Origin of the sequence: Flavobacterium urumqiense (assembly GCF_900108015.1) — a bacterium.
Classification (GTDB): Bacteria; Bacteroidota; Bacteroidia; order Flavobacteriales; family Flavobacteriaceae; genus Flavobacterium; species Flavobacterium urumqiense.
In genome coordinates, this window is sequence record NZ_FNVP01000004.1 from 135538 (window position 1) to 155129 (window position 19592).

Below are 19592 nucleotides of genomic sequence, written 5' to 3' on the forward strand. Positions count from 1 at the left end.
ATTATTTTAATTTATTAAGGATTTCTGGAATCTTCTTGATATTAGCCAGTTGTTTCAATTTTTCTCTTGATTCTTCGATTGGAGTGCCAAAATAAGACTTACCTCCTTCTACAGATTTCGTAACTCCAGTTTGACCTAGAATAACTGCCTTTGCTCCAATTGTTATTCCACTTGTAGTTCCAACTTGTCCCCAAATCGTTACATCATCTTCGATTATTACGCATCCTGCAATTCCTGTTTGTGAAGCAATTAAACAGTTTTTTCCAATTACGGTATCATGCCCAACATGGACCTGATTGTCGATTTTGGTACCTTCCCCAATTGTTGTATCACCCGTAACTCCTTTGTCAATCGTACAAAGAGCACCAATACCAACATTGTCTTTGATTACCACACGTCCTCCGGAAAGTAATTGATCATAACCTTCTGCACGTTTTTTATAGTAAAAGGCATCCGCTCCAAGAATTGTACCTGCGTGTATCATTACATTGTCACCAATAACCGTGTAATCATAAATGGAAACATTAGAATGTATTAAACAATTTTTTCCAATAACGACATGATTTCCAATAAACGTATTTGGCTGTATAATAGTTCCTTGTCCTATTTTAGCTGAAGCAGCTATTGATACATTCGAAAATTGAAAAGGTTTAAAATGATTAATTAATTTATTGAAATCTCTAAAAGGATCTTCAGAAATTAAAAGTGCTTTTCCTTCCGGGTAATCCACTTTTTTATTAATCAAAACTATTGTGGCTGCCGAATTTAATGCTTTGTCATAATATTTAGGGTGATCTACAAAAACAATATCACCTGATTCAACAACATGGATTTCATTCATTCCAGATACTGTAAAATTAGGATCACCAACATATTCACAGTTGATAATATTGGCAATTTCTTCTAAAGAGTAAACTTTTTGGAATTTCATAAATTTAGTGTTCAGTATTCAACTTTCAGAATTCAGTTTGATTATAAACTGAATTCTGAAAACTGTAATTTACTCTTTTACTCGTTCCATATAAGAACCAGTTGTAGTATCGATTTTTATTTTATCACCTTCGTTTATAAATAAAGGAACATTTACTGTTGCACCAGTTTCTACTGTTGCTGATTTTGTAGCATTAGTGGCAGTATTTCCTTTAATTCCAGGTTCAGCGTATGTTACTTCAAGAATAACTGAAGCCGGCATATCTACAGAAAGCGGTAAATCAGTTTCGGTATTGATGCTTACCATTACGTTTTCTCCTTCTTTTAATAAATCAGGTGAATCCAAAATGTTTTTGTTTAAAGTAATTTGTTCGAAAGTTTCAGTATTCATAAAATGAAAATCATCACCTTCCGGATATAAAAACTGAAATTTATGGTTTTCTACTCTAACTTCTTCGATTTTATGACCTGCCGAAAAGGTGTTATCTAATACTTTTCCGTTTGTTAAACTTCTCAATTTTGTTCTGACAAAAGCAGGTCCTTTTCCTGGTTTTACGTGAAGAAATTCAATAATTTTGTAAATATCGTTGTTGTATTTGATACACAATCCGTTTTTAATATCTGATGTAGATGCCATTATATTGTTTATTTTTTATTAATATTTTTATTTTGTGTTAGCTGAAAAGCGATTCCTAATCTTAATAGTTTCCGGAATATCCTTTCATTACTCCTCTTGATGAATTTCTGATAAAATCAATAATCTCATCTCTTTCCGGTGTTGCTTCCATCTCCGCTTCAATAATTCCTAAAGCTTGTGTTGTATTGTAATTTTTTTGATAAAGAATTCGATATATATCCTGAATTTCTCTAATTTTTTCAGTTGTAAATCCTCGTCTTCTTAAGCCAACAGAATTAATACCAACATAAGATAATGGCTCTTTCGCTGCTTTTGTATATGGAGGAACATCTTTTCTAACTAATGAACCACCAGATATCATGGCATGATCCCCAATTTGAATAAATTGATGTACTGCTGCCAACCCACCAATCACTGCAAATTTACCAACAGTAACATGTCCTGCGAGAGCAACTCCGTTAACAATAATGGCATTATCGCCAATATGACAATCGTGTGCAATATGGGCCGTAGCCATTACCAAACAATTTTTACCCAGTGTTGTTTGCCCTGATGCTATAGTCCCTCTATTTATGGTTACACACTCTCTAATGGTACAATTGTCCCCAATTATTGCTAAAGAATCTTCTCCTCCAAACTTCAAATCTTGTGGTACAGCTGAAATTACTGCACCTGGAAAAATATTACAATTTTTACCTATTCTCGCCCCCTCCATAATAGTGACATTTGAACCGATCCATGTTCCGTCACCAATAATAACATTATTATGAATGGTTGTAAATGGCTCAATGACTACATTTTTAGCGATTTTAGCGCCTGGGTGAACATATGCTAGTGGTTGATTCATATTCTATATTTAATCGTTTAACTGTTAAATCTATTAACCGAATAAACGATTAATCAAATCAACAAAAAAATTACTGCTTTTTGGCAATTTGAGCCATTAATTCCGCTTCAGCAACTAGTTTTCCATTTGCATAAGCGTTCGCTTGCATATGACAAATCCCTCTTCTGATTGGCGTTATTAAATCACATTTAAAAATCAAAGTATCACCAGGCAATACTTTTTGTTTGAATTTGACATTGTCTATTTTCATAAAATAAGTCAAATAGTTTTCTGGATCCGGGACCGTGCTCAATACAAGAATTCCTCCCGTTTGTGCCATTGCCTCCACAATTAAAACACCTGGCATAACCGGAGCTTCTGGGAAATGTCCAACAAAGAAATTTTCGTTCATTGTAACGTTTTTCATACCTACAACATGACTTTCAGACATTTCAATGATTCTGTCAATCAGTAAAAATGGTGGTCTATGAGGAAGAACAGCCATAATTTTATGAATATCCATCAATGGCTCTTGGTGCAAATCATAAACGGGAACATAATTTCTTTGTTCTATTTTTATGATTTTGGCCATTTTTTTGGCAAATTGTGTATTTACAAAATGTCCTGGTTTATTGGCGATAACCTTACCTTGTATTTTTGTTCCAATTAAAGCTAAATCCCCAACGACATCAAGAAGTTTATGTCTTGCAGCTTCATTAGGATAATGCAAAGTTAGATTGTCTAATATTCCGTTAGGCTTCACTGTCAATTCTTCTTTACCAAAAGCAACTTTCAAATTTTCCATTGTAGCTGCTGATATTTCTTTATCAACGTATACAATAGCATTATTTAAATCGCCTCCTTTTATCAATCCGTTTTCTAAAAGGGATTCCAATTCATGCAAAAAACTAAAAGTTCTGGAATCAGATATTTCTGTTTTAAATTCAGAAATACCTTTCATAGTAGCATTTTGGGTTCCTAAAATTTTAGTCCCAAAATCAACCATAGCAGTTACACAATAATGTTCACTTGGCATGATTAATATTTCGCTTCCGGTAGCTTCATCGGTAAAAGAAATTACTTCTTTTATTACATAAACATTACGTTTTGCATTTTGTTCTTCAACGCCTGCTTTTTCAAGCGCTTCAACAAAATATTTAGCAGAACCATCCATAATAGGCAATTCTGAAGCATTTAGTTCAATGATAACATTGTCTAAATCACATCCTGTTAATGCTGCTAAAACGTGTTCTGGAGTTTGTATTTTTACACCAAGTTTCTCTAAATTGGTACCTCTTTGAGTGTTTACAACATAATTTGCATCTGCTTCAACAATAGGACTTCCTTCCAAATCTACTCTAACAAAAGTAAAACCATTGTTTACTGGAGCAGGTTTGAAAGTCATTTTCACTTCTTTTCCTGTATGTAATCCAACTCCAGTTAGTGAAATTTCCGTTTTGATGGTCTTCTGTTTAACCATTTTTTCCATTTTTTTGGTTTAATATTTGTTTTTTTAATTCTTTTATTTCTGCTATAATTTTTGGGAAATTCTTGAAATGAACATACGACTTACTAAAATCATTGTATCCAAATGCTGGACTTCCCTGCAAAATATCATTATCTTTTATATTCTTTCCAACTCCGGATTGCGCCTGAATACGGACATTGTTTCCAATAGTCAAATGTCCTGCTATTCCTACCTGACCTCCTATCATTCCATTTTTTCCAATTTTAGTAGAACCCGCAATTCCTGTTTGAGCCGCAATTACAGTGTTTTCTCCTATCTCAACATTATGGGCAATCTGAATTTGATTGTCCAGCTTCACTCCTTTTCTAATAATTGTAGAGCCCATTGTAGCCCTGTCGATAGTCGTACAAGATCCAATATCTACATTGTCCTCAATAATTACATTTCCTATTTGAGGAATTTTAGAATAGGTTCCATCCGGATTTGGTGCAAAACCAAAACCATCTGCTCCAATTACTGCACCAGAATGTATCGTACAATTATTACCTATAATAGTTTCTGAATAAATTTTTGCACCAGCAAAAATAGTTACATTATCACCTATTACAACATTATCTCCAAGAAAACAATTAGGATAAATTTTTACATTATGACCCAGTACGGCTTTCTCACCTATGTAACTAAAACTGCCTAAATATACGTTCTCTCCATATTTAGCTGTTTCAGAAATAACCGACGGCTGTTCAATTCCGCTTTTATTTCCTTTTGCCTGATCGTAAAATTCTAATAATTTAGAAAAAGACAAATAAGCATCGTCTACTTTTATAAGCGTCGTTTTTATTTCTGTTTCAGGAACAAAGGTTTTGTTCACAATAGTAATTGTAGCCTCTGTTGTATAAATAAAGTTATTGTATTTTGGGTTCGATAAAAAAGTCAATGAACCGTCTTTTCCTTCTTCAATTTTGGACAATTGATTCACTTCAGCTTTGGGATTCCCAACAACCTCACCTTCCAAAATACCCGCTATTTGTTCTGCTGTAAATTTCATTGCGACAAAAATATAAAAAAATAGATTTTAAATGTTCATTTCTATCAGTTGTTTTGGGAAACAGATGTAATATTTAGTAACCAATTTAGATAATGATTTTAAATTCAACTGGTCAGAAGATTCAATAACATCCTCCACTGTTCTGTCTTTTTTCAAAATTCGGATTGGTTCGGCTTCTTTACTGTACGCTTGATTTTTTATTTTACCTTTAAAAATAAAATAATTAGTTTCCAGCAAGGTAATATTATTTTCCATCGCAAAACGTTCTTTCAATGGCTGTAGTTCTTCTAAAGAAACTTTTTCACTACTCAACTTTATCTTTAATAAATCCCTGTTTACAATCATCTTGCTAAGGGAAGACAATATAAAATCATCCTGTCTTTGCCATGCTTTTAAAGCACTAATAATATCAAAATCATCCAATTGTGAAAATAAATCTAAAGTAGAAGTGTCGAACGTTTCCATTGTGATTTTATTTTTCATAAAAAACAATAAAGGTTCGCTACACGGTAATTGCACTCCTTTCATAGTCAATTCTTTGGCGCGTTTTAAGACTTTCGTCAAAATTAACTCCGCTACTAAACTCGTTTTATGCAAATACGCTTGCCAGTACATTAATCTTCTGGACATCAGGAATTTCTCTACCGAATAGATACCTTTTTCTTCAATCACCAAGAAATCATCTACCACATTCATCATTTGAATCAGTCGCTCTGAATTGACATTTCCTTCTGCTACACCCGAATAAAAACTATCCCGTTTTAAATAATCCATTCGATCCATATCCAATTGACTAGAAATCAACTGCAACATGAATTTCCTGTCGTATTCTCCTTTAAAAATCTGAATTGCGAGACTCAACTGACCGTTAAATTCCACGTTCAACTGGTTCATAAATAAAAGCGAAATTTCTTCATGATGTACATCTTCTACAATACTTCTTTCCATGGCATGCGAAAAAGGACCATGACCGATATCGTGTAGTAAAATAGCAATGTACAAGGCATTTTCTTCTTCGGGAGATATTGAAACGACTTTGAAACGCAATACTTCAACTGCTTTTTGCATCAGGTGCATACAGCCCAAAGCATGATGAAAACGAGTATGATTTGCGCCAGGATATACTAAATATGACAATCCCATTTGGGAAATGCGTCGCAACCTTTGAAAATAAGGATGCTGAACTAAGTCGTAAATTAAGGCATTAGGAATGGTAATAAACCCGTAAATGGGATCATTGAATATTTTTAGTTTATTGATTTGACTCACTATAACTTTATTTTGGTGAACAAATATAGGCAAATTAGATTGTATAACAGTTAAGCGCGATATATGGTGTATTTTTCATCAAATCGGAGTGATTTTATAATGCTGAAAACTTCTTGAATTTAAGATTAAAGAATTGAAAACTTTAAAAAATATGTATAAAAAAGCGGGAATACCATCCCCGCTTTTTCGCTTTTTAAAACACTTTCTTCTGTTCGTCTTTTATATCCACCTCGGTGACTTTACCGTATTTTTCAGCAATTTTTTTGATTTCGGCTGATTTGCCCACTAAGATAAATTGGAATTTATCATTAGGAAAATATTTGGTAATGATTTGGTTCGCTTTTGCCAAGTCAAGACCATCCACATTTTTCTCAAAATTATCGATAAAAGATTTGTCAAAATTATACCAGAACATTTGTGTCATCAGTCCGGATAATTGACCTGCGGTTTCGTAACGTGGAGGAAATTGTCCTTTGACGTAATTTTTGGCAGAGGATAATGATTTTTCATCAAGACCATTTGTATGCAGTTTCTTTATGACTTCTAAAGCTTTATCAATTGCAGCTTCGGTCGTTTTATTGGCAGTAAAAGTGCTAATGACAAAAGAACCTCCATTTTTTAAAGTATTAAATCTACTTGATGCACCATAAGTCAAACCGGAATTCACGCGTAGTTCATCATTCAACATAGAAGTAAATCGTCCGCCAAAAAGAGTATTTACAACCTCTATGGCTACAAAATCAGGATTATTTCTGCTAATTCCAGGTGCTCCTATGTAAAATGTAGTCTCCTTAGCATCATTTTTATTAACCAATAACACTCTGTTTTCCGTAGGAATGCTAATCGTTTTTGTTGCAGGATTTTCTTTTTCTTTTGTTGATTTTGTCCAAGTTGAAAATAAAGTAGTTAGCTCCCCTTTCATGTCTTTAGTATTAAAATCTCCAACTATACTTATGGCAGAATTATTAGGCTTATAATTAGTTTTATAAAAATTCATCAAATCATCAACCGTCAATTTGCTAACTGTGGAATTTATACCACTAATTACATTCCCATACGGATGATTACCGTACAAAAAAGCATCAAAATATGACCCTATTACTGATCGAGGGCTTTCTTTTTGCTGTTCAAGCATTACCAATAAGCGGCTTTTCTCTTTGTTAAATTCTGCAGGATCAAAAACAGGATTGAGCAATAAATCTTTAATAATAGAAAGCACTTTGACCTTATCTTTTGCAGCAAAATTCGAAGAAAGACCTGCATACTCTTTGGTAGCGTATGTATTTACATTGGCCCCAATAAAATCAAGTTCTTCGTCTAATTTTGTCTTTGTATAATTTTTAGTACCATGCTTCAGAGCCGTAGCAGTTAATGATGCAAGTCCGGCTTTGTCATTATCATAAATTGCGCCTGCCGGCAGTATAGCTGATACGCTGATTATTGGAACATCATGCTGTTCCATCAGGTAAACGGTAAGTCCATTAGATAATTTAAAGGTAGTGTAATCGGGTAATTTATAACTCTGTGCTGATAGACTTATATGTGCCAATATTAGTAAACAGGTAGCTAGTATTGTTTTTTTGATTGATTCCATAAAATTAATTTTCTACGTTTGTTTTTAATATACCTACCGTTCTGTTGCTTTTTATAAAATATTTTTTGGCTACGTTCTGCACATCAGCAACTGTAATTTTATTATAGTTGGCTGGGGCATTGAACATTTTTCTGTAATCGCCAAAAAACACTTCGTAAGTACCTATATTGTTTGACTTACCATCAATTGTTTCAACCTGAGAATAAAACTCCATTAGTTTCTGATTCTTTATTTTTTGAAGTTCCGTTTCACTAATGCCATTGGTTTTTATTTTTTCAATCTCAGCATAAATCGCATTTTCTAGATCTGTTTCATTTATATTTTTATTGGCAACAGCATAAAAATTAAAAAGATTAGGATCAAAACTATCTCCAAAATCAGAAGATACTTGCGTTGCTAATTGTTGTTTATCAACCAAAGCAGTATACAATCTTGATGATTTTCCGCTTGAAAGAACGGAACTAAGAATATTCAATGCATAATAATCTTCATTTTTGGACTCAGGAGTATGATAAGCAATCATTAAGTACGGAGTTGCCACCTCTTTTTTCACGGTTATTCTTCGTTCTCCGGTTTGCGCAGGTTCTACGATATGCACAACGGGCGGTGCTGGTTGTGCCGGAATTGCTTCCAAATATTTCTCGGCCAATCGTTTCACCTGATCTAATTTGATTGCTCCTGAAACAACAACTACGCAATTATTTGGAGCATAGTAGGTTTTGAAATAACGTTCCAAATCTTGTTGTGTCCAGTTTTTCATATCGTCTTCATAACCAATAACTGGCCAATGATAAGGATGCTCTTGAAAAGCAGTTGCTTGCACAGATTGGGACAAAAGTCGCCATGGAGAGTTCTCCAATCCAGTACGTCGCTCGCTTAAAACCACACCTCTTTCACTTTCAACCATTTTTGGATCAATGCTTAAACTCGAAATCCTATCGGCTTCCATATCAAAAATAATTTCTGAGGCTGATGCCGGAAACCAGTCTGTGTACACCGTCACATTTTCTGTAGTATACGCATTATTGGCTCCTCCGTTAAATTCCATTGTTCGGTCAAAAAGTTTAGGACCATATTTTTTAGCTCCATTGAACATCATATGTTCAAAAAAGTGTGAAAGTCCGGTAATTCCTTGATATTCGTTACGGCTTCCTACCTTGTAAAATAAATACATATTGGCATTGGGAATGGAAAAGTCTTCCACTACCAGGAATTTCATACCGTTTTTCAGGGTAAAGGTTTTTACATCATCTGCTTTCATTTGTGCCTGACCTGTTAAGGCGAGCATCAGAAAAACAGGCAAGATTATTTTTTTCATATTACATAAATAAATATTAATTAAACATTCTGGTTTTGGTTGAACTTAAGCTTTTGCAAAAGAAGGATAAATATACAAAGGTATTTCAGATAAATACTTGCAAATAATATTGATAAAACGCTAAAATACTTATTTTTTATTCTCCGCTAATTTTTTTAAAAAAAATAGTTTAACAAGTATTTACATTACGAATTATAATACAAATTTATTTTTTTAATTTAAGTGGTGTTAAAATCTAAATTCAATAAATATATCAATATTGAACCTTCTAAAACAACAAAAGCTAAAAGTAATTAGTACTCATCGTCTTCATCTGGTTCTGATTCCTTTCTGATTGTAGTATCCATATTAAAAAACTTGGTTACGTCTTTTTTATCCTTCTGATTCTTTTTAATCAAATATAAAAGTAAAACAATTGCACCTACCAAAAATACAGCTACAATAAACCAATTTATTTCCATTGTTTTAGTTTTTAATAAAGTTAAATAAAGATAAAAATAATAAAATTTAAGAATGTTATCCTATGATTAAAAACCAAAAAGCAGTAGCAATCATTGCATAAAGTCAAGCTCTTGTTCATTATCAATTAATTGTTCAATATCATAAAGTTGTCCCCAAGAATTGATTATTTTTTTTTAGTATTGTCTAGCTCTTCCAGATCAGTATCACTTAAAGTAGCAAATATATTAGAAGTAAATTCAAGATCATCATCCAAATCTTTTGCGTATTCAACTATTGATGTCCGATTCACTTTTTTGGGTCTTTTACTATTTATGTTTTTCGATTTTTGAATGTAAAGACATTACGAATATCCTGAATTTACAATATGTGAAAGTACCGTTTGAACAGATTTGCAGTCTGGATTCATAATTTCATTATCTATCACAAATACTAAGTTCGTTTCTGAGATATCTTGAATTTCGTGCTGCAGTTCTTTATTGCTTTTTTATATTTGGCAATTAAAGAATGAACTACATTTCCGTTTGTTTATTCAATCATCTGAAATTACATTTTTTAAATTGGGAATCGAATACTGTGAAAACTTCTAAATTTAGAATTATGATCGAATTTTTTACTATATTTTGGAATCAAATAAATTAACTTTTTGTTATTTCAATAACAAAAAAAAGGAGAGTCGTAAGCTCTCCTTTATTTGTTTTACAGTTTTCTAAGCCAGATATTTCTGAATTGAGTTTTGCAGCCGTGTTCTTGTAAAGAAATTACATCTTCACCGTGTGGTGACGGATAATTATGCAAACCAATATAAAGTGTTAATCCATTAATAGTCGCATTATTTTGGACCAAAACTCCATTATGCAGTACTGTTATTCTTGCCGGTGCATCGATATTTCCGTCCGTTTTGAATCGCGGAGCGGTATAAATAATATCGTATGTATTCCATTCCAAAGGTGCTTTCATCGCATTAACCAAAGGTGGATGATCTTTATAAATACTTCCTGCCTGCCCGTTGCTATACGTTCTGTTATTGTAGGAATCCAAAACTTGAAGTTCGTATCTGTTTTGTAAAAATATACCGCTGTTACCTCTCCATTGTCCTCCATCAACAACAACGTCCGGTGCGCTCCACTCCATATGTAATTGACAGTCTCCAAATTGCATTTTGGTCTGAATTGCCCCTAAACCATCTACCACTTCCATATATTCCTTATCTACAATTTTCCATGGAGCTGGCTTTGTGATATCTTTTTGACTTACCCATTGATCTAAGTTTTTACCGTCAAATAAAACAATAGCATCCGAAGGTGCGTCTCCCATTTTTTTAGCAGGAGTAATTACTTTTACCTGCGGCTCCCAAATTTCAGTCATTTCAGGCTTCATGGCCATTGGTGTTACCAGCGGCGGCGTATTCACGTAATCGTGTTGCGCCATTGCAACGGTCATTGAAAATAAAGTGATGCTTAAAAAATAGGTTCTAATTGTATTCGGTTTCATAAAATATTTGGTTTGGTTCGATAAAAGTATAAATTTAGAATAAAATCGTTTGGTTTTACATTTAGAGAAAAAAATGTTTTTTTTATTTAAATGTCAAGGTAGTATGCGAGCGAATCTTTAGACAATACATAACTCCGTTTACAAATATTTAACTAACAAATATCCCACTAGTAACCCAAAAACTATCCATACAACTCTTTGATTACTTTTCATATTGACTAATTTTGAATCAACTATCTCGTCATTTTTTATCAACTGAATTTTAATTTTTCTATCCTTAAATAATTCATAATTTGACTTAAGAATAAAATGATTTGATTTAATGTTAAAATGATGTTCCGTTCCAGTAACTGAGAATTTTTCAGAAACTTTTTCGCCATTTACTACAACCGTTTCTTTTCCTAAAATGGAGTTTAAAAATTCAATTTTATCGTTATCGATACTGTATTCCGTGTATTTCATATTTTTTGTTTGTGTCTTTTCAATCTTTGTTTGCGTGGAATAAAATTCCTCTCTGTTGAGTATTTTAATAGCGTTATGCAGATTTGCGCCATTTTTCTGTGTTGCGCCAACGGTAGAAAAATGGAGCTAAGAATTTGTTAGGCATATGACGTTTATTGCTTTATTTCTTTTTCAATAGATTTATTTCATTAACCAAATTTGTCTTTTGTCTTTTTTGTCTTTCAAGTTCTTCACTATCAAACTTAAACTCATCATATGTTCTAGTCTTTATTCCTTTTTTGAATAATTCAAAATATTTTACAGGATTAAAACTTTCCCCTTGAATTGCTAAGAATAAGTATCCAGCTATGATACTGATAATGGAAAATAAGTATGTAATAGGTTCCATTACATTCCAAGTCAATTTAAATATTAAAAAAACTAAAATCGAAAAGAACAATATTGGTATTAGCGATAAATAAAAAGTATTAGCCTTTACTTTTTTGTCAATAATCTTCATTATCGGTATATGTCTAATTTCTGAATCATCGATTGATTTGATTGTGATTTCTAATAAATCTTCTTTATATTTTATTTGATTATCAATAATTTCTTGGTCTTTTGTTTTTAATTCTTCAGCTTTTGTATCTAATTCTTCATTTTTAGTTTTAATTTCTGAAATAGCTGTGTTTTTTTCGCTCTCAATGTTATCTTTATCTGTTTTAATTTGTTCAATATTAGCTAAAGCTTCCGCCTTCTGAGATGTTAGTATTTGATTTTCAACTGCGATTTGATTTTCAATAATTTGTATCTGTTTGTCAAAGTCTTCATTTACTTTATCCAACTTTTCTAAAATAACTTGGTCTCTTAAGATTTTAACTTTAGTTTCAAATGATGTGTGATGATAGTTATCGTTTAATATTTGAAGCGCTTTTGATCGTGTTTCAGAATAATCAATATCAAATGATCTAAATTCAGGTATAGAAAATGTATCGATGAAACGTTTGTTTGAGGTGTAATCGTTTTCGATGAAAGGTCTGATTAATTGAAGAAACACGCTCGGACTCACAACATAATTAATCTCCCAATTTCTTTTGTAATGTATTTTTTCAAATTTTGCTAAAATATAATCTGAACTAATAAAGAAAGCATTACTTTCCAAAAATTTGGTTTTCTTAGGATTTAATCTTCGAACTTCTCTAATTACAACTACATCATGTTTGAACCCTAAATATGATTTGAATTTTCTACTTGGTAGATTTTCATAGAAAATTTGATACTTTTCAACATCACCTTCAACTTCAACATGTTCTTCATCACTAGTATAGCCATGTGGACTGTATTCTATTAACCCTAAATCTTTTAACATTAAATCAACATGATCATATTTATCAAGAAACACAGATGGGTCTATTTCATCATCAAGATTTTGTCGATGAAATAACTCTTCTAGTGGACTAAGACCATCTACAGTAATCGCAACTCGACTAGATTCTCTTGTCCATTTTGATGCTCTAATATGCATCGCTCTTGCGTCAAATGCTCTTTTGAATTCTGATAAGGTTTCGGGATGATAGGCTAGTTTGAATGGAAGTTTATTTTTTTTCACTTCCTCTAATATCTCTCTTGCTGATGCGTCTTCACTGTTTTTATGTAAATCTAAAATTCCAAAAATGAAATTGGTATCTAAAAATATTATTAAATTATTGTAGCGTTGATTCAAAAAATTTACAGTTTCGGCGTCTGAGGTTAGTGCGAAACTTGTGAATGAAGAGTCTGCAAGTTGTGAAATATAGATCGTTCTTTCTTCATCAGCATTTGTGATAAATATATTTATTGACGCTATAATAATTTCTTTTTTAATTATTTTAACCTGTCTACTTGCAATGATTTCTATGATTGCTGTTAAGCTCTTTTGATCGTCGTCATTTATTTTTGAACTAGGATTTAATATCTGTAATGTTTGAATGCCATGTTGTTCAAAAACACTACATAAATATGATTTTAAACAGTCCCAAAGAATTTCAATTTCTTTATCATTTAGGTGTTCAAAAAGCATTTTTAATTCTTGAAACCATTTATTTTTTACGGTTTTTTCAAGATCAGATGCTTCTTCTAATCTTTTATTCAATCTTTTAGCAACGTCAATCGTAACCAAATATTCTCTAGTACTTTGATCCCTGACAACTTCATTTAAACTTAATAGTTTGTCTATGTTTGATAAAAGTATATTACTTCTTATTGAAATTCCGTAGATAGAATTTATTTTATCTGCAAGTTGCGTTTCATTTTTAGGATTATCACCATACTTTTGATTCAAAGTATGGGTGATAAGATTTTGAACTATCTGATCAAATTTTTGGTCATGAGACAGTGCTTTTATGTGACTTAATTTTGAGAATACCTTTTTATAATCAATGTTGTTCATAATTATCTTCTAAATTGATAGTTTTTCTCTACAGAGTTAACTTTTATGCCTAATTTACATACAGGCGAAACTAACCTTCGTAAATACACCCAAATATGGGCAGATTAGCGAAAGTTTGTTTCGTTTTATGTTCCTTCAAATATATTTATTTTTTCATACAAATCATCAAACGCACAACTTATTTTCTGAAAACTTTTCTTACCTAAATAGTAATACAAAAAACCAATAATTCTCGCAACCGCGTGAGGGATGGAAGCGGCATCCTTTCCTTTTTCTTTAAAAAGGAAAGATACAGCGTACAGCCCGACCCGGACGGAGTTTACGGAGGATGGGTCACGCCCAAAAAACAAGTTTAAACAAAATAAAATTCTTATCTTGGTTTCGCAATACAAGCTGCTATTGTACTAAAAATTATCATAATATTAGCAAAGAACCGTTGCAAAAATCAGTAAATTGGCGCTTTCAATTAGTACTTTAGAATACTTGTTAACACGACTTATGGATAAAATAAAAATACTTTGGGTGGATGATGAAATCGACCTTTTGAAACCACATATATTATTTCTGGAAAAGAAAAATTACGAGGTAACTACTTGTAATAACGGTCGGGATGCGATTGATATTTTTGAGGAAAACAATTTTGATATTGTTTTTCTGGACGAGAATATGCCCGGAATGAGTGGTCTGGAAACGTTGTCAGAGATGAAAGAGAAAAAGTCTTCGGTTCCCATGATTATGATTACCAAAAGTGAGGAGGAATATATTATGGAGGAAGCGATTGGTTCAAAAATTGCCGATTATTTGATCAAACCCGTGAATCCAAATCAGATTTTGTTGAGTTTAAAGAAAAATCTGGATCATTCCCGATTGATTTCGCAAAAAACAACGTTGGATTATCAGAAGGAATTTAGAAAAATAACCATGGAAATGGCGATGGTGAATTCCTATGAAGACTGGATAGAATTGTACAAGAAATTGATTTTTTGGGAACTGGAATTGGAAAATATTGACGATCAAAGTATGGTTGAGATTTTGGAATCCCAAAAAACCGAAGCCAATTCGCAATTTGGAAAATTCATAGAGCGCAATTATGAAGACTGGTTTGCACCAAAAGCGGATAAACCAATTCAATCGCATACTTTATTCAGAGAATTAGTGGTGCCGGAAATCGTAAAAAAAGACAAACCAATTCTATTTGTTGTGATTGATAATTTGCGTTATGATCAATGGAAAACCTTTGAAAGCGTGGTGGCCAATTATTATAAACTGGAAAAAGAAGTTCCGTATTACGCCATTTTGCCTACAGCCACGCAATATGCCCGAAACGCAATTTTCTCTGGTCTAACGCCTCTTGAAATGGAAAAACAGTTTCCGCAATATTGGAAAAACGATCCGGAAGAAGGCGGGAAAAATTTATATGAAGCCGAGTTTTTGACGGCACAATTGAAACGTTTGGGATTGAACATCAAGCAAGACTATTATAAAATTACCAACTTAGCCGGTGGCAAAAAACTGGTTGAAAACTTTAAATCTTTAAAAGACAATGATTTGGTTACGGTGGTTTACAACTTTGTGGATATGCTTTCGCATGCCAAGACTGAGATGGACGTGGTAAAAGAACTCGCCTCCGATGATAAAGCCTATCGCTCGCTTACATTAAGTTGGTTTAAAAACTCTCCATTGTTGGAAATTATTCAACAGGCTCAAAAATTAGGTTTCAAATTGATTTTAACTACAGATCACGGAACTATAAACGTGAAAAATCCATCGAAAGTGGTGGGTGATAAAAACACCAGTTTGAATTTGCGTTACAAAACAGGACGCAGTCTGACGTACGAACAAAAAGATGTTTATGCCATAAAAGAACCAAAAAATATTGGTTTGCCTACCATAAATATGAGCAGTTCTTATATTTTTGCAAAAAATGATTTGTTTTTGGCGTATGTCAATAATTACAATCATTATGTGAGTTATTACAAAAACACCTATCAGCACGGCGGAATATCATTAGAAGAAATGATTATTCCTTTCTTAGTTTTTAACCCGAAATAAAAAAAAGGTTAGTTTGTACTGTTCAGTTTGCAAAAATCCGAAATAACTGAACACTACAAACTGACCACTGAATACTACAATTATGAATATTACTTTTTCTTTAGATCAACTCGAGGAAGTTGCGCAAAAAATCATAGCGGAGAATCCCAATAAAGTAATTCTTTTTCATGGAGAAATGGGTGTTGGAAAAACCACTTTGATCAAACAATTATGTAAATCGCTTGGTGTTACTGATGCCACAAGCAGCCCAACTTTTTCTTTAGTTAATGAATATCAAACTACTAAAAATCAAACTGTTTACCATTTTGATTTTTATAGATTGAACAATGAAATTGAAGCTTTGGATATGGGAATTGATGATTACCTTTATTCGGGGAATTGGTGTTTTATTGAATGGGCCGAAAAAATTCCAAATCTAATTCCTGAAGCACATTCTGCAATTACCATTGAGTTGCTTGCCGATGGAAAACGTTCCTTAGAATTAAGTTAAATAAATTATGAGTTTAGAAAATACCGTAGAAATTATTCCTTTTTCAACAAATTTAAAGGAACATATTAAAACACTGAATTTAGAATGGCTGAAGAAATATTTCAAAGTGGAGCCCAAAGACGAAATCGTACTTTCTAACCCACAAGGTGAAATTATTGATAAAGGCGGAATGATATTTTATGCTAAATACAATAATCAAATAATAGGTACCGTTTCATTGATAAAAATAGATGATTCCACGTTTGAATTGAGTAAAATGGCGGTTACAAATACGATTCAGGGTTTAGGAATTGGTAAAAAAATAATGGAACATTGTTTGGCTGTTGCCAAAAAGGAAGGCATTTATAAACTTATTTTGTACTCCAATAGAAGTTTACTGCCCGCTATCCATTTATATCAAAAATATGGTTTCGTAGAAATATCTTTAGAAGAAGGGATTTATGAAAGAGCCGATATAAAAATGGAAAAAATCATCCGTTAAATTTTAATACAATTATTACTTTACTTATCATCTTTACAATTGCGTTTTTCTAAAACTTTTGCGTAAATTGTGCCACAAATTAACAATTATAATGTCAATTACTATAACTCCTTTCACAAAGCAACAGCTATTACCTCAAGAAGAAAAATTGGAAATAGCGAGACAAAAAAGCGAACTTTTCATTGGTATCCCTAAAGAGAACAGCTACCAGGAACGCCGGATTTGTCTCACTCCTGATGCTGTAAATTCGTTGACCTTTCACGGACACAGGGTAATGATTGAAGCTGGTGCCGGGCAAAGTTCCAGTTATTCGGATAAGGAATATTGTGATGCCGGTGCAGAAGTTACAAATGACACCAAGAAAGTTTTTAGCTGTCCTATGATCTTAAAAGTAGAGCCAGCTACAATAGCCGAAATTCAAATGATGAATTCGGAAACGATTCTGATTTCAGCAATTCAATTGAAAACCAGAAAAAAAGCCTATTTCGAAGCTTTGACTAAGAAAAAAATCACCGCTCTTGCTTTTGAATACATAAAAGATGAAGATGGGACTTACCCAGCTGTAAAATCATTGAGCGAAATAGCCGGAACTGCATCCATATTAATTGCAGCGGAATTGATGATTACCAATGAATTTGGAAAAGGATTGTTATTTGGTAATATTACCGGCGTCCCTCCTACTGATGTTGTTATTTTGGGCGCAGGAACTGTGGGTGAATTTGCAGCGAAAACCGCAATTGGTCTAGGTGCCAATGTAAAAGTATTTGACAATTCTATTACAAAATTACGTCGTTTACAAAACAATTTAAACCAACGAATTTTTACTTCTACCATTCAGCCAAAATCTTTGTTAAAAGCGTTGAGACGTTGCGATGTAGCGATTGGAGCTATGAGAGGAAAAGAACGTTGCCCGGTTATCGTTACCGAAACAATGGTCGAACACATGAAAAATGGTGCCGTAATTGTGGATGTAAGCATTGATACCGGTGGGTGTTTTGAAACTTCGGAAGTGACCTCTCATGAGAAACCTACATTTATCAAAAACAATGTTTTACATTATTGCGTTCCCAATATTCCTTCCCGATATTCAAAAACAGCTTCTCTTTCCATAAGTAATATCATTACGCCTTATCTCATGCAAATCGCTGAAGATGGCGGTATCGAGCCCGCTATTCGTTGTGATAAAGGGTTGAAAAACGGAGTGTATCTGTATCACGGAATTCTTACCAACAAAGCCATTGGCGACTGGTTTAATTTACCTGATAAGGATATCAATTTAATTGTTTTTTAAGCAAACTTTCTTTTACCTTTGCCAAAAATTTAATTCATGAAATTTGTACATCGTTTTGCTTATTACCTTGTTGGTTTAATTATGGGATTGTTTTTCGTAGCAGCTATCTTTAGTGGGAAAGACACCCGTTGTAATTATTTTCCAAATGCCAGAGTTTTGAATGATTTAAGAAATAAACCTTTCTATTATTCCGATAAAGCATCCCAAATATTAGCTGAAAAATGGATTGACACCACAGATATTAAAAACACATTAAAATTTGGCGATGTTGATTTCGACAAAAGCAATATGGAAATTAAAAAAGGGAAATTGTATATTATTGAAGGACAAACTATAAAAAAACAAGAAATCACGCTTAAAGTGATTAATTACAGCGATAAAGCGGTATTAGAAGATATTATAAAAAAATAAACATTCTAAAAATTGTTATTTATAGTAATAACATGATTTCAATTTGGGCGTGACCCTGCGTAAAAACTTTGGGTCGTGCTGTACGTTCCCGCTTTTTTTTGAGTGGCTGAAACACCTCTCAAAAAAAGAGCTTCACTACCATCACTCACGCGGAGCAATCTACAAATCAAGTATTTATACCTTTAGAAAACATCGTCTGAAATCCAGTTGATGGCCTCTATTCCATTTTGTTTTAAATAGCCGTTTGTTTTGCTGAAATGTTTGTTGCCAAACCACTTTCCTTGATTAGCACTCATAGGCGACGGATGTCCCGATTCTAAAACCAAATGTTTATTGCGGTCAATTATTACTCCTTTTTTGTGCGCAAAATTTCCCCAAAGTAAAAACACCACATGCTCTTTTTCGTCTGAAATTTTTTGAATTACAGCGTCAGTAAAAAGATTCCACTTTAAATGTTTATGACTATTCGGATTATCTTCTCTTACCGTTAAAGAAGCGTTCAGCAGCAAAACGCCTTGTTTTGCCCAAGTTTCTAAATTACCTGAAACGGGCATAAAAATAGAGCCCACATCATCACTCAGTTCCCGAAATATGTTCCGCAAAGAAGGTGGAATTCGAACCGCGTCATTTACAGAGAAGCACAAACCATTGGCCTCGCCTTTTCCATGATACGGATCTTGGCCAATAATAACCACTTTTACCTTTTTGAAACTGCAATATTCAAATGCCGAAAAAATCAATTCCTTAGGAGGATAACATGTGTGATTCTTGTATTCATCATCGACGAATCCCAATAAATCTGGAAAATAGGGTTTCTGAATTTCGTTTGATAAAATGGATTGCCATTCCGGTTTAAGACTGATTTGCATAATTAGGTATTAGAAAGCAAAGATACAGCGGGATTTTTTTTTTAAATCAAAAAAAGGATACTAAACATTCTTTAATTCTTTGTGAA

General features: G+C 32.9%; 19 protein-coding genes. 5 read left to right on the top strand and 14 right to left on the bottom strand.

The window, feature by feature from the left end; genetic code table 11:
- Position 1 precedes the first annotated feature (1 nt).
- The 13 genes from C4S35_RS07025 to C4S35_RS07075 all read right to left on the bottom strand — a co-directional run bounded on the left by C4S35_RS07025 (position 2) and on the right by C4S35_RS07075 (position 13912).
- Positions 2 to 931 (bottom strand): UDP-3-O-(3-hydroxymyristoyl)glucosamine N-acyltransferase, encoded by a 930-nt coding sequence (locus tag C4S35_RS07025; RefSeq protein WP_103999502.1) that lies wholly within the window; start codon positions 929 to 931, stop codon positions 2 to 4.
- A 69-nt stretch (positions 932 to 1000) separates the two neighbouring features.
- The gene (gene efp, locus C4S35_RS07030; protein WP_103999503.1) at positions 1001 to 1567 is read right to left on the bottom strand and encodes an elongation factor P; all 567 of its coding nucleotides are present in this window, start codon (positions 1565 to 1567) and stop codon (positions 1001 to 1003) included.
- A gap of 61 nt (positions 1568 to 1628) precedes the next feature.
- Positions 1629 to 2414, bottom strand: coding sequence for an acyl-ACP--UDP-N-acetylglucosamine O-acyltransferase (lpxA, locus tag C4S35_RS07035; RefSeq protein WP_103999504.1), 786 nt, complete (start codon positions 2412 to 2414; stop codon positions 1629 to 1631).
- A gap of 70 nt (positions 2415 to 2484) precedes the next feature.
- Entirely contained in the window at positions 2485 to 3873 is a 1389-nt protein-coding gene (locus C4S35_RS07040; RefSeq protein ID WP_103999574.1) for a bifunctional UDP-3-O-[3-hydroxymyristoyl] N-acetylglucosamine deacetylase/3-hydroxyacyl-ACP dehydratase, read from the bottom strand.
- A complete protein-coding gene (lpxD, locus tag C4S35_RS07045; RefSeq protein WP_103999505.1) occupies positions 3866 to 4909 on the bottom strand; it encodes a UDP-3-O-(3-hydroxymyristoyl)glucosamine N-acyltransferase in 1044 nt (347 codons plus the stop codon). The genes C4S35_RS07040 and lpxD overlap by 8 nt, the downstream gene beginning before the upstream one ends.
- 27 nt (positions 4910 to 4936) lie before the next feature.
- Positions 4937 to 6178, bottom strand: a complete 1242-nt coding sequence (locus tag C4S35_RS07050) for an HD domain-containing protein (RefSeq protein ID WP_103999506.1) — start codon at positions 6176 to 6178, stop codon at positions 4937 to 4939.
- Between the two features lie 193 nt (positions 6179 to 6371).
- On the bottom strand, positions 6372 to 7772 hold the full coding sequence (locus C4S35_RS07055; protein WP_103999507.1) for a M16 family metallopeptidase: 1401 nt from the start codon (positions 7770 to 7772) through the stop codon (positions 6372 to 6374).
- Between the two features lie 4 nt (positions 7773 to 7776).
- Positions 7777 to 9090 (bottom strand): M16 family metallopeptidase, encoded by a 1314-nt coding sequence (locus C4S35_RS07060; protein WP_103999508.1) that lies wholly within the window; start codon positions 9088 to 9090, stop codon positions 7777 to 7779.
- A 293-nt stretch (positions 9091 to 9383) separates the two neighbouring features.
- Positions 9384 to 9551 carry a hypothetical protein gene (locus tag C4S35_RS15600; protein ID WP_159916674.1) on the bottom strand — a complete coding sequence of 56 codons (168 nt, stop codon included), beginning with the start codon at positions 9549 to 9551 and terminating at the stop codon, positions 9384 to 9386.
- A gap of 164 nt (positions 9552 to 9715) precedes the next feature.
- Positions 9716 to 9841, bottom strand: coding sequence for a hypothetical protein (locus C4S35_RS16175; RefSeq protein WP_279627776.1), 126 nt, complete (start codon positions 9839 to 9841; stop codon positions 9716 to 9718).
- Between the two features lie 407 nt (positions 9842 to 10248).
- Entirely contained in the window at positions 10249 to 11043 is a 795-nt protein-coding gene (locus tag C4S35_RS07065) for a 3-keto-disaccharide hydrolase (protein WP_103999509.1), read from the bottom strand.
- Positions 11044 to 11181: 138 nt separating this feature from the next.
- Entirely contained in the window at positions 11182 to 11505 is a 324-nt protein-coding gene (locus C4S35_RS07070) for a hypothetical protein (RefSeq protein ID WP_103999510.1), read from the bottom strand.
- Positions 11506 to 11665: 160 nt separating this feature from the next.
- The gene (locus C4S35_RS07075; RefSeq protein ID WP_103999511.1) at positions 11666 to 13912 is read right to left on the bottom strand and encodes a hypothetical protein; all 2247 of its coding nucleotides are present in this window, start codon (positions 13910 to 13912) and stop codon (positions 11666 to 11668) included.
- A gap of 498 nt (positions 13913 to 14410) precedes the next feature.
- Between C4S35_RS07075 and porX the strand changes: the two genes are divergently transcribed.
- The 5 genes from porX (at position 14411) to C4S35_RS07105 (ending at position 18637) form a co-directional block, all read left to right on the top strand.
- Positions 14411 to 15964: a T9SS response regulator signal transducer PorX gene (porX, locus tag C4S35_RS07085; RefSeq protein WP_103999513.1), complete on the top strand. Its 1554-nt coding sequence runs from the start codon at positions 14411 to 14413 to the stop codon at positions 15962 to 15964.
- A gap of 82 nt (positions 15965 to 16046) precedes the next feature.
- Positions 16047 to 16454: a tRNA (adenosine(37)-N6)-threonylcarbamoyltransferase complex ATPase subunit type 1 TsaE gene (gene tsaE, locus C4S35_RS07090; RefSeq protein ID WP_103999514.1), complete on the top strand. Its 408-nt coding sequence runs from the start codon at positions 16047 to 16049 to the stop codon at positions 16452 to 16454.
- A gap of 7 nt (positions 16455 to 16461) precedes the next feature.
- Complete coding sequence (locus tag C4S35_RS07095; protein WP_103999515.1) at positions 16462 to 16935, top strand: GNAT family N-acetyltransferase; 474 nt, start codon at positions 16462 to 16464, stop codon at positions 16933 to 16935.
- Between the two features lie 91 nt (positions 16936 to 17026).
- Entirely contained in the window at positions 17027 to 18226 is a 1200-nt protein-coding gene (locus C4S35_RS07100; RefSeq protein WP_167386514.1) for an alanine dehydrogenase, read from the top strand.
- Positions 18227 to 18262: 36 nt separating this feature from the next.
- Entirely contained in the window at positions 18263 to 18637 is a 375-nt protein-coding gene (locus C4S35_RS07105; RefSeq protein WP_103999516.1) for a DUF4258 domain-containing protein, read from the top strand.
- Between the two features lie 182 nt (positions 18638 to 18819).
- On the opposite strand, the gene ung is transcribed toward C4S35_RS07105, so the two are convergent.
- The gene (gene ung / locus C4S35_RS07110) at positions 18820 to 19506 is read right to left on the bottom strand and encodes a uracil-DNA glycosylase (protein WP_103999517.1); all 687 of its coding nucleotides are present in this window, start codon (positions 19504 to 19506) and stop codon (positions 18820 to 18822) included.
- Between the last annotated feature and the right edge of the window lie 86 nt (positions 19507 to 19592).

Coding starts and splice junctions, on each gene's coding strand:
- C4S35_RS07025 (WP_103999502.1), bottom strand. CDS start 931: ATGAAATTCCAAAAAGTTTACTCTTTAGAAGAAATTGCCAATATTATC.
- efp (WP_103999503.1), bottom strand. CDS start 1,567: ATGGCATCTACATCAGATATTAAAAACGGATTGTGTATCAAATACAAC.
- lpxA (WP_103999504.1), bottom strand. CDS start 2,414: ATGAATCAACCACTAGCATATGTTCACCCAGGCGCTAAAATCGCTAAA.
- C4S35_RS07040 (WP_103999574.1), bottom strand. CDS start 3,873: ATGGTTAAACAGAAGACCATCAAAACGGAAATTTCACTAACTGGAGTT.
- lpxD (WP_103999505.1), bottom strand. CDS start 4,909: ATGAAATTTACAGCAGAACAAATAGCGGGTATTTTGGAAGGTGAGGTT.
- C4S35_RS07055 (WP_103999507.1), bottom strand. CDS start 7,772: ATGGAATCAATCAAAAAAACAATACTAGCTACCTGTTTACTAATATTG.
- C4S35_RS07060 (WP_103999508.1), bottom strand. CDS start 9,090: ATGAAAAAAATAATCTTGCCTGTTTTTCTGATGCTCGCCTTAACAGGT.
- C4S35_RS15600 (WP_159916674.1), bottom strand. CDS start 9,551: ATGGAAATAAATTGGTTTATTGTAGCTGTATTTTTGGTAGGTGCAATT.
- C4S35_RS07065 (WP_103999509.1), bottom strand. CDS start 11,043: ATGAAACCGAATACAATTAGAACCTATTTTTTAAGCATCACTTTATTT.
- C4S35_RS07070 (WP_103999510.1), bottom strand. CDS start 11,505: ATGAAATACACGGAATACAGTATCGATAACGATAAAATTGAATTTTTA.
- C4S35_RS07075 (WP_103999511.1), bottom strand. CDS start 13,912: ATGAACAACATTGATTATAAAAAGGTATTCTCAAAATTAAGTCACATA.
- porX (WP_103999513.1), top strand. CDS start 14,411: ATGGATAAAATAAAAATACTTTGGGTGGATGATGAAATCGACCTTTTG.
- tsaE (WP_103999514.1), top strand. CDS start 16,047: ATGAATATTACTTTTTCTTTAGATCAACTCGAGGAAGTTGCGCAAAAA.
- C4S35_RS07095 (WP_103999515.1), top strand. CDS start 16,462: ATGAGTTTAGAAAATACCGTAGAAATTATTCCTTTTTCAACAAATTTA.
- C4S35_RS07100 (WP_167386514.1), top strand. CDS start 17,027: ATGTCAATTACTATAACTCCTTTCACAAAGCAACAGCTATTACCTCAA.
- C4S35_RS07105 (WP_103999516.1), top strand. CDS start 18,263: ATGAAATTTGTACATCGTTTTGCTTATTACCTTGTTGGTTTAATTATG.
- ung (WP_103999517.1), bottom strand. CDS start 19,506: ATGCAAATCAGTCTTAAACCGGAATGGCAATCCATTTTATCAAACGAA.